The organism is Paeniglutamicibacter terrestris (assembly GCF_012271785.1).
Classification (GTDB): domain Bacteria; phylum Actinomycetota; class Actinomycetes; order Actinomycetales; family Micrococcaceae; genus Paeniglutamicibacter; species Paeniglutamicibacter terrestris.
This window is the reverse complement of the sequence record NZ_JAAWVT010000001.1, coordinates 645,287-660,301: the sequence shown is the minus strand read 5'-3', so window position 1 is coordinate 660,301 and position 15,015 is coordinate 645,287. Positions and strand designations below refer to the sequence as shown.

12 protein-coding genes are annotated in these 15,015 nt (G+C 61.3%); 5 read left to right on the top strand and 7 right to left on the bottom strand.

Features of this window, described 5'->3' with window-relative positions; all coding sequences use genetic code 11:
* The first annotated feature begins 135 nt into the window (after positions 1-135).
* Together HED64_RS03005 and HED64_RS03000 are read left to right on the top strand one after the other, a co-directional pair.
* The gene (locus HED64_RS03005; RefSeq protein ID WP_168150596.1) at positions 136-810 is read left to right on the top strand and encodes a metal-dependent transcriptional regulator; all 675 of its coding nucleotides are present in this window, start codon (positions 136-138) and stop codon (positions 808-810) included.
* Between the two features lie 254 nt (positions 811-1,064).
* Positions 1,065-2,348 carry a dicarboxylate/amino acid:cation symporter gene (locus tag HED64_RS03000; RefSeq protein ID WP_168150595.1) on the top strand — a complete coding sequence of 428 codons (1,284 nt, stop codon included), beginning with the start codon at positions 1,065-1,067 and terminating at the stop codon, positions 2,346-2,348.
* A 119-nt stretch (positions 2,349-2,467) separates the two neighbouring features.
* Here the strand turns inward: HED64_RS03000 and HED64_RS02995 are convergent, their stop codons facing one another.
* From HED64_RS02995 to HED64_RS02985, 3 genes are read right to left on the bottom strand one after another with little or no spacing between them, the layout of a single operon-like run.
* Positions 2,468-3,361, bottom strand: a complete 894-nt coding sequence (locus HED64_RS02995; RefSeq protein WP_168150594.1) for a metal ABC transporter permease — start codon at positions 3,359-3,361, stop codon at positions 2,468-2,470.
* A complete protein-coding gene (locus HED64_RS02990) occupies positions 3,358-4,101 on the bottom strand; it encodes a metal ABC transporter ATP-binding protein (protein WP_168150593.1) in 744 nt (247 codons plus the stop codon). Before HED64_RS02990 ends, HED64_RS02995 begins: the two co-directional genes overlap by 4 nt.
* Positions 4,098-5,054 (bottom strand): metal ABC transporter substrate-binding protein, encoded by a 957-nt coding sequence (locus HED64_RS02985; RefSeq protein WP_168150592.1) that lies wholly within the window; start codon positions 5,052-5,054, stop codon positions 4,098-4,100. The genes HED64_RS02990 and HED64_RS02985 overlap by 4 nt, the downstream gene beginning before the upstream one ends.
* A 304-nt stretch (positions 5,055-5,358) precedes the next feature.
* Here HED64_RS02985 and HED64_RS02980 point away from each other — a divergent pair, with 304 nt between their 5' ends.
* Positions 5,359-6,138: a VOC family protein gene (locus HED64_RS02980; protein ID WP_168150591.1), complete on the top strand. Its 780-nt coding sequence runs from the start codon at positions 5,359-5,361 to the stop codon at positions 6,136-6,138.
* Positions 6,139-6,267: 129 nt separating this feature from the next.
* Here the strand turns inward: HED64_RS02980 and HED64_RS02975 are convergent, their stop codons facing one another.
* From HED64_RS02975 to purB, 4 genes are all read right to left on the bottom strand, one after another.
* Positions 6,268-7,779, bottom strand: coding sequence for an FAD-dependent oxidoreductase (locus tag HED64_RS02975; RefSeq protein ID WP_168150590.1), 1,512 nt, complete (start codon positions 7,777-7,779; stop codon positions 6,268-6,270).
* A complete protein-coding gene (locus HED64_RS02970; protein ID WP_168150589.1) occupies positions 7,776-9,944 on the bottom strand; it encodes a molybdopterin oxidoreductase family protein in 2,169 nt (722 codons plus the stop codon). The genes HED64_RS02975 and HED64_RS02970 overlap by 4 nt, the downstream gene beginning before the upstream one ends.
* Positions 9,945-11,375, bottom strand: a complete 1,431-nt coding sequence (locus HED64_RS02965) for an MFS transporter (protein WP_168150588.1) — start codon at positions 11,373-11,375, stop codon at positions 9,945-9,947.
* Positions 11,376-11,628: 253 nt separating this feature from the next.
* Complete coding sequence (gene purB, locus HED64_RS02960; protein ID WP_168150587.1) at positions 11,629-13,038, bottom strand: adenylosuccinate lyase; 1,410 nt, start codon at positions 13,036-13,038, stop codon at positions 11,629-11,631.
* A gap of 206 nt (positions 13,039-13,244) precedes the next feature.
* Between purB and HED64_RS02955 the strand changes: the two genes are divergently transcribed.
* Complete coding sequence (locus tag HED64_RS02955; RefSeq protein WP_132359838.1) at positions 13,245-13,565, top strand: hypothetical protein; 321 nt, start codon at positions 13,245-13,247, stop codon at positions 13,563-13,565.
* A 19-nt stretch (positions 13,566-13,584) separates the two neighbouring features.
* The gene (locus HED64_RS02950) at positions 13,585-15,009 is read left to right on the top strand and encodes an alpha/beta hydrolase family protein (protein WP_168150586.1); all 1,425 of its coding nucleotides are present in this window, start codon (positions 13,585-13,587) and stop codon (positions 15,007-15,009) included.
* The last annotated feature ends 6 nt before the right edge of the window (positions 15,010-15,015 follow it).

The following is a 15,015-nucleotide window of genomic DNA, read 5'->3' as shown; positions in this document are numbered from 1 at the left end:
TGAACCTCATCGAAGTATAAGTGGCGATGCCTTTAGCAAGGGGCATGGTGAGGACCTCGGCGGCAGAACCGACGCCCGGTGAGATCAAGGTACGCGGGAAGTTGTACACCGAGCTCGCTCTGTAGACTCGTAGGCATGTCGGTTTCGGAACTTTCCATCAGCACACAAAACTATTTGAAGGTTATCTGGGGTCTTTCCGAATGGACAGATGCCCCCGTCACCGCAACAGACATCGCGCAGAAATCTGGGCTCAAGGTTTCCTCCGTTTCCGATGCGGTGCGCAAGCTGACCGCGCAAGGGCTGGTCAGCCACGCCCGCTACGGGGCTGTGGAACTCACCGAGCTCGGCAGCAAATACGCCTTGGACATGGTGCGGCGGCACCGACTGCTGGAGACCTTCTTGGTCAGAACCCTGGACTATGACTGGGACCAAGTCCACGACGAGGCCGAGAACCTGGAACACGCCATGAGCGATTTCATGGTGGAGCGCCTCGACGCTTTTCTGGGGCACCCGGACCGAGACCCACATGGAGACCCGATCCCCAGTGTTGATGGGGTCTTGACCCAGCCCAACGCGGTGCTATTAAGCACCGTGGAACCGGGAATCAAGGTTCGGGTCGAACGGATCAACGATGAGGATCCGGCGCTGCTGCAATACCTCAGCGCACAGGGTGTTGTGCCCGGGATGCTCCTGCTGATTACCGAGGCCGCCCCGTTCTCCGACTCGGTGCAGCTGCTGGTTGCCGATTCAGTCTTGCCCATCAGCCTGGGGCGCCAGGCGACCGAGGCACTACACGTTTCACTCGCCTAGATCGGCAGCGGCGTAGAAAATACCGCACGTCCAGCTTCCGCGCCGAGTCATCAACGAAACGACATTTCACTCAAAGCCATGACTCACGCCACATTGCTCTCGTGGCCCTCGGCTGAGGCGGCAGGGCGTGGAACGAAGGGTGGATTTAGGGGAATGGTGTGCGCCACACTACTATTGCTGAGGCGTGGGCTGCGACACAACACATTTGCCCATTCCCACACGCTGAAAACTCGTCGACTTGAGGACAACCCCCAATGAAGCTGCTGAAATCGATCCCCCTGCTCGGTTGGATTGTCATTGCCATTATTCTTGGCATTCTGACAGGACCGGTGATGCCCACATGGCTCGGCGGAGTGTTCCTGACCTACAACTCGATCTTCTCGGGTTTCCTTGGCTTTATTGTGCCTCTGATCATTTTGGGTCTTGTCGCGCCGGCCATTGCCGAGCTGGGTAAGGGCGCGGGCAAGTGGCTCGGCATCACCGCACTGATCGCTTACGGCTCCACGCTCTTTGCCGGATTCCTCGCTTACTTCGTGAGCCGCTGGTTGTTCACCTCCACGATGTCCGGCGGGGGTCTTGAAGCCCTCGGCGATGAAGGCGGATCGGGTTTTGAGCCGTTCCTGACCGTGGTCAGTAGCGCGGGCGACTCGGCGACCGAGATCGTTCTGGCGCCGGTCATCGATGTGATGAGCGCCCTGGTGCTCGCCTTCATCATCGGCATTGGCATTACCGCGTTCCACAGCAAGGTCATCTTCCGTGGAACCGTTGAATTCCGGACGATCATCGAATCGGTGATCCGTCGCATCATCGTTCCGGCGCTTCCACTGTTCATCTTCGGTATCTTCATGGACCTCTCCGCGAGCGGTGCCGCGGTGACGGTCGTGACCAAGTTCCTGCTGGTGGCCCTGGTGTCCTTTGCCTTGACCTTTGTTGTGCTGCTGGTGCAGTTCACCATCGCCGGCTCGATGAACGGGCAAAACCCGTTCAAGGCCCTGTGGAACATGCGCGATGCCTACTTCACGGCGCTTGGCACCTCGTCCTCGGCCGCAACGATTCCTGTCACTCTGGCCTCAACCAAGAAGAACGGTGTCTCCGACGCAGTGGCTGGCTTCGTGGTGCCGCTGTGCGCCACGATCCACCTCTCCGGATCGATGGTCAAGATCACCTGCTTCTCGATCGCGGTGCTGCTACTGACCGGCGGAGATGTTAGCTTCGCGTCGTACCTGCCATTCATCCTGATGCTCGGCGTCATGATGATCGCCGCCCCGGGTGTTCCGGGTGGCGCGATCGCCGCCGCAGCTGGCCTGTTGGCGCAGATGCTCGGTTTTGGCGAGGTTGAGGTGGGACTCATGTTTGCCGCCTACATCGCGCTTGACAGCTTCGGCACCGCAACGAACGTGACCGGTGATGGTGCCCTGGCCATGATCATGCACAAGCTCACCGGCGGTAAGCTCGGCGCGCAGGTGCAGGATCCGGAAGACGAAACGGTTGAAGCGGCCCCGGGAAGCGCCGCCGTGTCACACCAGCTGCCCCAGTAATTTCGGCAACGGCTCACTAAGCTACGTGTTCACGACCTGCTGTACAGCAGGTCGTGAACACGTAGCTTTTGTGTTTGCCAGTGATTGGGAGAAAAGTGTGCGGCCCCCCGGCTTAGTGCCTAATGCTCGGCAGCCGCTTCGTGTTTCGAGCTGGCCGCGTCGCGGCGCAACGACCGTACGATCTTGCGCCCCAGCAACCCCTGAGTGGGGCTGAAAAGGTAGACAAGCGCAAACACTGCCCCCTGAGTCAGCACGATCATGCCACCGGAGGCAGTATCTAGGTAGTAGCTCACGTAGAGTCCAATGACCGCGCAGCTCACCGAGATGAGCGGGGCGATCAGCAGCATCCGACCAAAGCGATCGGTGAGCAAGTGTGCGGTGGCGCCGGGAATGATCAGCATGGCCACTACCAGAATCACGCCCACCGCCTGCAGAGCAACCACACTCGTCAGTGCCAGTAGGCCCAGCAATGCGGCGCCCAGCAACCTTGGGTTCAGGCCGATGGCGTGAGCATGGGTGGCATCAAAGGCAAAGAGCGTGAAGTCCTTACGCTTGAGCAGCAGCGCGCCAAGAGCCAGTACGCCCAGGATCACGATCTGGATGAGTTCGGCCTTGGAAACGCCTAAGAGGTTTCCGAAGATGATGTGGCCCAAATCGGTCTGTGAGGGTGTGACGGAAATTAGCACCAGGCCTAGGGCAAAGAGCGTGGAAAAGACGATGCCGATGGCCGCGTCTTCCTTGATGCGGCTGGTGTCGCGCACCGCTCCAATCAGTGCCACGGCCAGGAATCCGAAGAGCAGTGCGCCGATGGCAAAGGGCACGGAGAAGACATAGGCGAGCACAACGCCCGGCAGCACCGCGTGCGAGACGGCATCACCCATCAGGGACCAGCCGATGAGTACCAGCCAACAGGAGAGCACCGCGCAGACGCCCGCGGCCGTGACGGCGGTGGCCAGGGCGTTGATCATAAATCCGTAGCCCAGCGGTTCCAGTATCAAATCGATCGGGTTCATGCGTCTTCTCCTCTTCCCAGGACATCCAGGCCGAAGGCTAGAGCAAGATTCTCGGGGCGCAGGACCGTCTGCGGATCCCCGTGCATCAGTACCTTTTGCATCAGGAGCACTGCCTCGTCGGCCAGATTCGGTAGGGCATGTAGGTCATGGGTTGAGATCAGGATTGCTGCTCCGGACGATGCCTGCTCGCGCAGCAGCCGGGTGATGGTGGCCTCGCTTCTCTTATCGACCCCCGCGAACGGCTCGTCGAGCAGCAGGATCGTGGCGTTTTGGGCGATGCCGCGCGCCACGAAGGCACGCTTCTTTTGTCCGCCGGAGAGCTGCCCGATCTGCCGGTGTGCGTAGTCGGTGAGTTCCACGCGTTCTAGGGCCTCGTCTACCGCCAGTTTGTCGGCCTTGGAGGGACGACGGGTAAAGCCCATGTGGCCGTAGCGGCCCATCATGACCACGTCGTGTACCGAGACCGGGAAGGCCCAGTCCACGTCCTCACTCTGTGGAACATAACCAATTGCTGCTGATTTGCGGGCCTGGGCGGGGGTTCCGCCATTGATGTGTACCGTCCCGGAATCGGGTTTGACCAAGCCCATGATGGCCTTGAAGAGTGTGGATTTGCCAGAGCCGTTCATGCCGATCAGACCGCAGATGCGCGAGCTGTTTAATTCGAGGGAGGCAGATTTTAGGGCCAAGACTTCGCCATAGCGGACGGTGAGGTCCTTGACGGTGACCGCGGGTGTACTCATTGCTTTTTCCCGGTAAGGCCCTCGAGGATCACGGTGCTGTCGTGCTCGATCATCTGCAGGTAGGTGGGGACCGGGCCATCGGCCTCGGAGAGTGAATCGACAAACAAGGTACCGCCGTATGCAGCTCCGGAGCTCTGCACTACTTGCTGCATCGGAGCATCCGAGACAGTTGATTCGCAGAAGACCGCGGGGACCTGGTTTTCCTTGACGAACTCGATCACCGAGGCGATCTGACGTGGGGTGGCCTGTTGCTCGGCGTTGACAGCCCAGATGTACTTTTCCTCGAGGCCCGCGTCACGAGCTAGGTAGGAGAAAGCTCCCTCACAGGACACCAGCGCGCGTTCGTTTTCCTTGAGCCCGGAGAGACCCTCGATCAGATTTTGGTTGAGCGCTTCGAGCTCTGCGGTGTAGGCGCGAGCATTGTCGGTGTAGTACTCGCCGTTTTCCGGGTCGAGTTCGATGAAGGAATCGCGGATGTTCGCCACGTAGTGCTGCACGTTCACTGGGCTCATCCAGGCATGCGGATTGGGTAGTCCGGCGTTGGCGTCCTCGGTGATATCCATGACGTCGATGCCGTCGCTGACCACCACGTGGGGCACGTCTAGTTCGGCAATGAACTGTTCGAACCAGGCCTCGAGGTGTAGCCCATTGTCCAGAATGAGTTGTGCCCGTGAGGCCTTGGCAATGTCCTGAGGCGTGGGTTCGTAGCCGTGGATTTCGGCACCGGCCTTGGTGATCGATTCGACGGTGATCTTGTCGCCGGCAACGTTCTGGGCAATGTCGGCCAGCACGGTGAAGGTGGTCAAGACGACCGGGCGTTCGGAATCGCTGGCGCCGGAGATCGCTCCGGGGGAGTCGCACCCGGTCAGGGCCGTGGCCAGCGCGATAGTGGCCACGGTGGCTGCGATGCGGCGGCGCCAGTAGGAAGTGAGGGCGCGGGCAGGAGTCGTCATTGAGGTCCTATACGGTGCGGTGGGTAGATCGGCGAGAAGGGCGGTTAGTTCATAGTACGACATCACGTAGTTCAATGTACGTCTAGACGTAACTATGTTCATTCTTGTGCGCAACAACGGTCCGAAGGGAACCGCCGGAGCCATTGCCGGCGGTTGCCTCTGGGCGGGCGATTCTCATGGATCGGAGCAATTCTCGACCTACTGCAGGGTATCGGGACCCGGTCCATTGCTGTGCCGTCTCCACGGGCATAGAATCACGCCTGAACCTAGGTCTACACACCCCACTTCCCTCATTGGAGACATCATGCCCAAGCCCGACCTCACCGTTGGTTCGCCTTGCTGGATCGACCTGCTGACCTCGGATCCCCAGAAATCTCAGGAGTTCTACGCGGCGCTCTTTGGCTGGACGTATGAAGCCGGGGACCAAGAAAAATATGGCGGCTACATCACCGCATCTAAGGACCAGAAGATGGTTGCCGGGATCATGAACAACGACGGTTCCTCGGGCTCCCCGGATGTGTGGACCACATACCTGCGGGTGGATGACATTGACGCAGCAACAAAGGCTGCGGCCGAGCATGGTGGGCAGGTCTATCTGGAACCCATGGAAGTGCCGGAGCAGGGCAAGATGGCGATGTTCGGTGACACGGGAGGCGCCGCCATCGGCATCTGGGAGTTCGGAGGCCACACCGGTTACCAGCTCGCCGCGGAGGATGGCGCTCCTGCATGGCACGAGCTCTTTACCCGCGACTTTGCCCCGACCGTGAAGTTCTATGAGGACGTCTTCGGATGGGACACCGCCGTGGTGGGCGACACCGACGAATTCCGGTACACCACCCTCGGCGCAGGGGATGATTCAAAGGCCGGGATCATGGATGCCAGCTCGTTCCTGCCGGAGGGTGCACCGGCCAGCTGGCATGTGTATTTCGCCGTTGCTAACGCGGACGCCACCATCGAAAAGACCGTGGCCCTGGGCGGGTCGGTTATCCAGCCCGCGGAGGACACACCCTTTGGGCGCAACGCCGCACTGAAGGATTCAACTGGCGCAGAATTCTGGATCACTCAGGAAATTCCGCAAGGCTAAGCGTGTCGTAGCTAGGCACTTGGTTCTACGGCAACTTGAGGAAACCACTGACGCCGGCGCCACACATCGTGGGGAATGTGGGGTGCCGGCACCAATGCTGTGGCGATTGAAGGTTGGCACCGGCCACGACTAGACCGGGATAGAAACCCGCAGCATGGCCTCAATAGTTTCGCGGCAACCACCACATCCGGTGCCGGCGCGGCATGCCGCGCCAACCTCGGCAACGGTGGTGCAGCCATCGGTAACGGCATGGGCTACCTGACCATGCGTGGCACCGCTGCAACGGCACAGTTGATCATCGGCACTGGGAACAACCAAAGAATCGGGAGCCGCCGGATCATCAAGGCGCAGCAACGCCGAACGGTCCTCCGGCAGCACCGTACCCCGTTCAAACGCCAACACCATTTCGGCACCGGTGCGTGGCAACCCGATCGCCAGAAATCCGGTCAGAACATCGTGTTCGGTGACCAGTTTGAGGTACCGTCCGGCCTGCGGATCGGCAAACACGCTAACGCGCTCCTGGCCCTCGTCCCAGGGACCGGCCATCACGTTGCCCGCAACCACCAGCTCCAGGGACTGGCCCTTGAGCATCAACACGTTGGTTCTCTCGACTAGCGGTGCTGCGCTGGCCGGATCCAAGGCGGTGGTGGCCAGATCCGGTGCCGGAGCCCGGTGGGTGAGCAGGAAATCGGCCAACCACCCCGCCTGCGCCCAGCCCGGCGCCAACAGGCCGGAGGGGGCGGCCCCGGCCACCTCGGCACAGTCACCGAGAGCAAAAACGCGGTTCTCGGTGTCGGCCACCAGATGCTCATTGGTCTTGATGCCGCGGCCCACCTTGAGCCCACAGCCGGCCGCCAGTTCGGTGCGAGCACGAACACCACAGGAGAGTAATAACGCATCGCCGGTGATTTCCCCGTGGTCCTCGGTCACCAGCGCGCTAAACCCGTCGGCATCCCGGCGCACCGCCGTGGCCCGGACTCCGGATATCACTTCAACACCCGCCGCGCGCAGCGAACGTGCCAGCAGAATCCCACCATCACTATCCACCGAACGGCCCAACGGGGCATGGCCGTGGTGCACCAGCACCGGGCGGTGTCCAGCCTCGGCCATCGCCAATGCGGCCTCAATGCCCAAGATACCGCCGCCAAGGATCAGCACCCGACCTCCGGAATTCAAGACCCGGTTCAGCGCCATGGCATCCTCTAGGGTGCGCAAGGCCATGACTCCGGCGGGCAGATTGGCTTCGGCATGCGGGCTAAAGTCCAGACCGTTAAGCGTTGGCACCACCGGGCGAGCTCCCGTGGCAAAGATCAACCGTTCATAACCAAGTGTCTGCCCCGAACCTAAATGAACCTGTCGACGTGAGCGATCGACCCGCGTGACGGAGGCACCTAGGTGCAGACCCACGCCGGCAGCCAGCAATCGGAGCGGATCGATCATCGCCAAGTGCTCGGCGGTGGTGGCGCCGCTGGCAACTTCGGCAAGCAACACTCGGTTATAGGCGGCGTGCTGCTCGGCGGAGATCACGTCGAGGCTGAAGAGGCCGGCCTCGAGACCCGGCAGCAGACCCTCGATCAGCGAGGCCGCCACCGGTCCAAAGCCAATGATGAGAATGCGTTCGAGCTTGTGGTGCTGCGTCATGATTCATCTCCCAAGGGGTGCAGGGACACCGATGCGTTCTTGAATTCGGGCATGGCGCTGATCGGATCAACGGTGGAATCGGTGAGCAGATTGGCGTTCTGCTCGCCGGCAAAATGGAAGGGCAAAAACACCGTATCTAGCCGCACCGCAGTGCTTAACGTTGCCCTGGCCACGACCTCTCCGCGTTCATTGCGTACGGCAACACGTTGGCCGTCTCTGATCCCGTGGGCACGCGCGGTGCCGGGGTGAATTTCCAGCCGGGCCTCGGGTGCCGCGGCATTCAGCTCGGCGACACGTCGAGTCTGCGTACCGGATTGGTAGTGCTCCAGTAACCGACCGGTGACCAAGGCCAGTTTTCCCGGCGCGTGCAGTGCCGGTCGACTTGTTCCAGGGTAGAGCGGGATCAGTCGGGCGAGGGCGTCGGGATAAGCAAAGCCATCAAGGAAAAGCCGCGGGGTGCCCGAACGTTTCCCCGGGGTATGGTTCAGCGTCTTCGAGCTGGGGCAGGGCCAGTAAATGGCGGCGCCTTGATCAAGGTCATCCCAATCAATCCCGGAGTAATCGGCCAGTCCGCCGGCGGAGGCCAGACGTAATTCCTCAAAAACCTCGCGCGCATCGGCGGAGAAACTCCCCGGGGCATCCAAGCGCTTGGCAAGTTCGGTCAGGATCCACAATTCGCTCCGTGCCCCGGCCGGCGGGCGCAGTGCGGCACGTCGACGCAGCACCCGTCCCTCCAGATTGGTCATAGTGCCTTCCTCCTCGGCCCACTGCAATACCGGCAACACCAGATCCGCCTCGGCGGCCGTTTCGGAGAGGAAGAAGTCGCAGACCACCAGGAAATCCAGTCGGCGTAATCCGGCGATGACCTTGGAGGCGTCGGGGGAGGAAAGTGCGGGGTTGGACCCGTGCACCAGCAACATCTTGGCCCCATCTGCGGTGCCCAGGGTGTGCAATAGTTCGGTGGCGGGAATGCCGGGGCCCGGAATGATCTCTGGGTCAATGCCCCAGACTTTGGCCACATGCGCACGGTGGGAGGGATCGGTGATCTTGCGGTAGCCGGGCAGCTGGTCGGATTTTTGCCCGTGTTCGCGTCCGCCCTGCCCATTGCCCTGTCCGGTGATGGTGCCAAATCCGCCGCCGAGGGTCCCGGGCAGCCCCAGCAGTAGAGCGATATTGATGGCCGCGGTGGTGGTGTCGGTGCCGTTGGCATGTTGTTCAACGCCGCGGCCGGTGAGGATATAAACCGGCCCGCCACCGGTCTTAGCCTCGCTTGCGGCGGCGGCCAAAGCGCGGGCGGTGCGCCGGATTTCACTCGCCGGAACCCCGGTGATGGTGGCTACCCGCTCGGGCCACCAGGGGTTCACCGAGGCTCGCAGTGAAGCCAGCCCAAGAGTTCGGGTGCTCAGATAGTCCTCGTCGATCAGGTTCTCGGATAACAGCACATGGGCCAGACCCAACAACAGCTCCAAGTCGGTGCCGGGAGTCGGCTGCAGGTGCCAGCCCGAACCCTCGGCGCACAGCTCGGCGGTCAAGGAGCGCCGCGGGTCAACCACCACAAGTCCGCCGCAGTCCCTAGCGTTGCGCAGGTGCCGAACAAAGGGCGGCATGGTCTCGGCCACGTTGGATCCGAGCAACAGGATCATCGATGCGTTATCCAGATCCGCTAGCGGGAAGGGTAGACCACGGTCCAGACCGAAGGCTCGGTTTCCCGCCGCCGCCGCCGATGACATGCAGAAGCGGCCGTTGTAGTCGATGCGGGAGGTGCCCAGGGCGAGCCGAGCAAACTTACCCAGTTGATAGGCCTTTTCGTTGGTTAGTCCGCCGGCGCCGAAGACCGCCACAGCATCGGCACCGTGCTGCGTGCGGATGCGTGTCGCTTGCTGCGCAATTTCATCAAGGGCATCCTCCCAGCTCACCGGATCAAAGCCGCCGTCCGTGCGGCGGCGCAGTGGGGTACTGATTCGCTCGGGGTGGTTCAGCAGGTTCCCCGCGCTGTAGCCCTTGCGGCACAGCGCACCGCGATTGGTCTCAAAGTCTCGACCGCTCAGTAGTACCGGTTCCCGGGCCTCAGCACCCGGGCTGGGATCCAGGGTGATGCCACATTGCAGGGCACAATAGGGGCAGTGCGTGTCGGTAGTTTTGAGGCTTTCGACGGTGAGCGTCATTTAGATGCTCCGCTGTGCAAAGGCCGTGCCGCGGCGGATGTAGAAGAACCAGACCAGGAACATCATGGCGGCGTAGAAGGCGACGAACAGGACAAAGGCTGCGCTGTAGGAGCCGGATTTAGACAGCGAGAGACCCAGAGCCTGCGGGATCAGGAATCCGCCGTAGGCCCCGATGGCTGAGATCAGCCCCAGTGCTGCTGCACCCTTGCGGGCAGCCGAGACGTTGCCGTCGCCGTTCTCGGCGCGCAAGGCAAAAACGATGGGGATCATCCGGTAGGTCGAACCGTTGCCGATGCCGCTGGCGGCAAAGAGGATGAGGAACAGGGCCAAGAAGACCCAGAAGTTGGCCGCGGGCAGGATCAGCACCACCGCCAAGGTCACCAGACCCATGACACCCAGTGCGGTGAGCGTGATGCGAGCTCCACCGTGTTTGTCGGCGAGCTTACCGCCGGCGGGTCGGGCCAGGGATCCAACCAGGGGGCCCAGGAAGGCCAACGAAAGCGCCGCGGTGCCCAGAGTGAAGGAGGAATAATCGGGGAAGGTATCGCGGATCAGCTTGGGGAAGACGGCAGAGAATCCGATGAATGAACCAAAGGTGCCGATGTACAGCGAGGCGATGATCCACAGGTGCGGTTCCTTCAAGCAGGCCAGTGCGCCGCGGACATCGGATCGGGCGTTGGACAGGTTGTGCATATTGCGCTTGGCACCCCAGGCTGCCAGCAGGATCAGCGGGATCCAGATCAGTCCGGCCAGCGGCAGCTGCAGGGATCCTGCGGCGAAGACGGTGATAGCGATGGGTACCAGCAACTGGGCGACTGCCGCACCCAGGTTGCCACCGGCCGCGTTCAGGCCCAGCGCCCAACCCTTCTGCGAGGCGGGAAAGAAGTAGGTGATGTTAGCCATCGAGGAGGCGAAGTTACCGCCACCAAAACCGGCCAGCCCGGCCAGCGTGAGCAAGACCCAGAAGGGCGTGGCGGGGTTGGATACGGCCAGGGCCAGTCCACCGGCTGGAATCAAGAGCAGCAGTGCCGAGACGATGGTCCAGTTTCGCCCGCCGAAGCGGGCCACCATGAAGGTGTAAGGAATCCGCAGCGTGGCGCCGACCAGGCTGGGCATCGAGATCAGCCAGAAGAGTTGATTGTTATTCAGGTTGAAACCGGCGGCCGGCAGATAAACGGCGACAACGGCAAAGAGTTGCCAGATGACGAAGCCGAGGAACTCGGCGAAGATCGACCAGTAAAGGTTGGTCTTGGCCGTGGTGCGCCCAATTGCGTTCCAGAACACCGGGTTTTCCGCATCCCAGTTGTGGATCCAGCGACCCGGACCCAGCTCGAGTTGGGGCTGTTGCGTTGTGGTGCCGGTGCGATGCTGTTCCTGCTCTAGCTGTGCGCTCAAGACGGATCGTCCCCTCTTACCTGGTGGTTGATGCATTAAGCATCGCGGGGTGAGGTTTCACCGGGCCGCACTTGAGATTGCGCTGAGCATACAAGTGCGTCACGAATAGCTACGGTGGTGTGCAGAAGTTAGAAACAAGCCCGAAACAGAGAACGGGCCAGGGATCGAAGGCACCGGTGTAGTGCGCGGCAAGCTGCATTAACGAGCTGTGGCCTGTGCGGATCCATAAGGATCCGCACAGGCCACAGCGGCTCGGAGTCTTATTGCGCTCCGGCGGTGTTAGCTAGTACTACTTCTTCAGGTGGTCAACCAGCGTGGAGGCGATACCGGTGTAGGACCCGGGGGTCAGTGCCAGCAGGCGTGCCTCGGCCTCGGAAGAGAGGCCCAGTGAGGAAACGAATTCCTGCATGCGGGCCGAATCCACGCGCTGTCCGCGGGTCAGGTCCTTAAGGCGTTCGTACGGGTTTTCCATGCCGTCAACACCTGCGATGGCCTCGGCGCGCATCACCATCTGGATGGCTTCGCCGAGCACCTCCCAGTTGTGGTCCAGGTCGTTGGCCAGCACGGCTTCGGCAACGTCAAGGCGGTCAAGGCCCTTGGCGACATTCGAGATGGCCAGCAGCGAGTGGCCGAAGGCCGTGCCGATGTTGCGCTGGGAGGAGGAATCGGTGAGGTCGCGCTGCCAACGGCTGGTCACCAAGGTGGAGCCGAGGGTATCGAGCAGACCGTTGGAGATTTCCAGGTTAGCTTCGGCATTCTCGAAGCGAATCGGGTTGACCTTGTGCGGCATGGTCGAGGAGCCGGTGGCACCCTCAACCGGGATCTGTGCGAAGTAGCCGATGGAGATGTAGCTCCACACATCGGTGCACAGGTTGTGCAGGATCCGGTTGAAGCGCGCCATATCGGCGTACAACTCGGCCTGCCAATCGTGGGATTCGATTTGGGTGGTCAGCGGGTTCCAAGACAGGCCCAAGCCCTCAACGAAGGAGCGCGAGACATCCTGCCACTGCGCGGACGGAACCGAAGCGTAATGGGCGGCGTAGGTGCCGGTGGCGCCGTTGATCTTGCCGAGGAATTCGGTCTTTTCAATGCGGTCCAGCTGGCGGGTCAGGCGCCAAGCCAACACAGCCAGTTCCTTGCCCAGGGTGGTCGGGGTGGCCGGCTGGCCGTGGGTGCGCGAGAGCATTGGCACTTCACGGGATTCTTCGGCCATGGCGGTGATCTGTGCGACCAGTGCGCGGGCTGCGGGCAGCCACACGTTCATGACCGCATCCTTGATGCCCAGAGCGTAGGAGAGGTTATTGATGTCCTCGGAGGTGCAACCGAAGTGAACCAAAGCGGTGAGGTTGGCAATGCCAATGCCCTCGAGGCGACGGCCGATGTAGTACTCCACTGCCTTCACATCGTGCACCGTGATGGCTTCGATTTCGGCCAGCTCGGCGACGGAGGCGGCGTTGAAATCGGTGACGATCTTACGCAGCGCGCTGCGCTGGGCCTCGGTGAGCGGGGCGGTGCCTGGAAGCACGGAGTTATCGGTCAGGTGGAGCAACCACTCGACTTCCACGTGGACACGGTCGCGGTTAAGTGCCGCTTCGGAGAGGTGGTCGACCAAGGGAGCAACTGCTGCACGGTAACGACCGTCCAGGGCACCAAGGGCGAGGGGTTCGGATGCAAGTGAAATGCGCGCGGAATCAGCCATGATGCCCATTCTTTCATGATTCACCCCACCTACCCTCAGCGGGTGACGGCCAACACGTCGCAGAAGCGTTAATAAACCGCCTTGTGCCGTTATCCACACACTGCATTGCACCGCGGTTTCGAGGCTGCCGACCGGTGTCACGGTTGGTTCTAACGAACCGTTGGGTGGTTCGGGTTTAACACGGAAGGAAACGGTGAGGCGGAGCCATGTTGGAAGCAATTGCCGACGAAATGCTGATGCGTGTAGTGGCCACACAGGCGGCCGTCTATCGTGCCCGCGGGCAACTCGAGCAGGTGCTGCATCTGCAGTGGGAGTCACCCGCAGGTCGGGCCTTTAGGGATCGTGCCGCGGAGCTTGCTGGAAAGATCACCGAATTGGACGGCAGGTTAGAGGCCGCCCGGGGAGAAATCTGGGCTGCGCGCGCAGATCTTGCGCAGCTGGAATCGAGCATCCTTTCCGGCCTGGGACCCCTGGGTCCCATCGTGAGCCCCGGCGGGCTGCCGCGCGGACTACTTGATGCGCTCTGAGCCGGAGGGAACCGCGGCCATGGGATATGAAGTGCGTGGTGGACCCGGATCCATCAAGTATTCGATTGACGAACTGGAACGAACGCACTTGATGCTGGTGCGGGCGGGGAGCGAGCTGGCCGATGGTGTGACCTATTTGGCCAGTGCCCCTCGCGTTCCGGCCGCGGTACTGGCACTGGGCACCTTCGGCTTGGCGGCACGAGTTCGGGGCGCCGAAGCATCAATCATAGACACGGGGAACTTCTGTGCGCAAAGCGCCAGAGAAACCGGAATCATGGCAGCGAAGGTCAGCACCGCTCGGATGATCTATGAGGAGTCGGAGCAATCGGCGGTTGCCGCGGTACGTTCGGCCCACGATGACCTGGCGCCGTTGGCCATCATGATGGGGGATCTGGTAACCAATAAGGGGCGGCCGCGAACTCAAACCACCGAGGACCTGATCAACCAGCTACCTGGCTACTTGGGCTTTCCACTGGAAATGTTTGGCGACATTGAGCATGGAGGAATTTTTACCACTCCCTTTCCGCAGCGTTTTTATCCGCTACTGACCTCGTATCTGAAAGATCAGAACCTGATCAACCTGAGTCCGATCGACGTGATTGGGCAGAGTCAAGAACGCGCGATCGATTTTGATGGATCCATTCAGACCTTGACTCATTTGCAGAATCTTGCCGAGGCGGAGCCACCGGGGAGCGTGTTGGTGACCCGGATCCACGCCCCAGATGGCCCGCTCTACATTCTTTCGATCCCCGGAACACAAACGGCGCCACTGAAGGACTTGCAAACTAACGTTCGCAAGGTCCGGGGCGGGGACGGTGAGGGATGGGGAAATCCTTGGGACGGAACAGGGATCATCGAGGGCATGGGCAATGAGTCGAAGAATCTCATGCCCTCCATCGAGGAATCACTGAAGAGATCGGGTGCGCAAAACGGCGACCGGGTCATCGTCACCGGATACAGTCAGGGCGGCATCCACGCGGTAAACATCGTGAACGACGAGCGACTAAGGAAGCTCTACCGGTTCTCCTACCTATCAACCTTTGGCTCTCCTACGGGGAACGTTCCGGTTCCGCCCGATACTCAGGCCCTGCATGTAGAAGACAAGAATGATCTGGTGCCGGGGACCGATGGAGCCAGGAACCCCGATGAAAAGAACAGGCTGACCGTCATTTTTGATGGCCCCGATAGAACTCTTCAGTTGGGAAACGACGGATTTGGTGAGGCGCACAAGCTAAAGAACTATGAGTCGCACGCCAAGGAATTGGAAGGTAGCTCGGATCCTGGAGTCGTTGAATCCCTGGGGTTGCTGGGATCGTTATTGGGGCGCTCGCCTCGAGGGAGAGCTCGATCCTTCCAATTGGCGCGCACGCCCAAGCCTCGGATCAAGGTCCCTGCCCCGAACTCAAAACGCGACAGAATAGCTAAGATCACCCCACGACACTAAGCGTGC

Coding starts and splice junctions, on each gene's coding strand:
- HED64_RS03005 (WP_168150596.1), top strand. CDS start 136: ATGTCGGTTTCGGAACTTTCCATCAGCACACAAAACTATTTGAAGGTT.
- HED64_RS03000 (WP_168150595.1), top strand. CDS start 1,065: ATGAAGCTGCTGAAATCGATCCCCCTGCTCGGTTGGATTGTCATTGCC.
- HED64_RS02995 (WP_168150594.1), bottom strand. CDS start 3,361: ATGAACCCGATCGATTTGATACTGGAACCGCTGGGCTACGGATTTATG.
- HED64_RS02990 (WP_168150593.1), bottom strand. CDS start 4,101: ATGAGTACACCCGCGGTCACCGTCAAGGACCTCACCGTCCGCTATGGC.
- HED64_RS02985 (WP_168150592.1), bottom strand. CDS start 5,054: ATGACGACTCCTGCCCGCGCCCTCACTTCCTACTGGCGCCGCCGCATC.
- HED64_RS02980 (WP_168150591.1), top strand. CDS start 5,359: ATGCCCAAGCCCGACCTCACCGTTGGTTCGCCTTGCTGGATCGACCTG.
- HED64_RS02975 (WP_168150590.1), bottom strand. CDS start 7,779: ATGACGCAGCACCACAAGCTCGAACGCATTCTCATCATTGGCTTTGGA.
- HED64_RS02970 (WP_168150589.1), bottom strand. CDS start 9,944: ATGACGCTCACCGTCGAAAGCCTCAAAACTACCGACACGCACTGCCCC.
- HED64_RS02965 (WP_168150588.1), bottom strand. CDS start 11,375: ATGCATCAACCACCAGGTAAGAGGGGACGATCCGTCTTGAGCGCACAG.
- purB (WP_168150587.1), bottom strand. CDS start 13,038: ATGGCTGATTCCGCGCGCATTTCACTTGCATCCGAACCCCTCGCCCTT.
- HED64_RS02955 (WP_132359838.1), top strand. CDS start 13,245: ATGTTGGAAGCAATTGCCGACGAAATGCTGATGCGTGTAGTGGCCACA.
- HED64_RS02950 (WP_168150586.1), top strand. CDS start 13,585: ATGGGATATGAAGTGCGTGGTGGACCCGGATCCATCAAGTATTCGATT.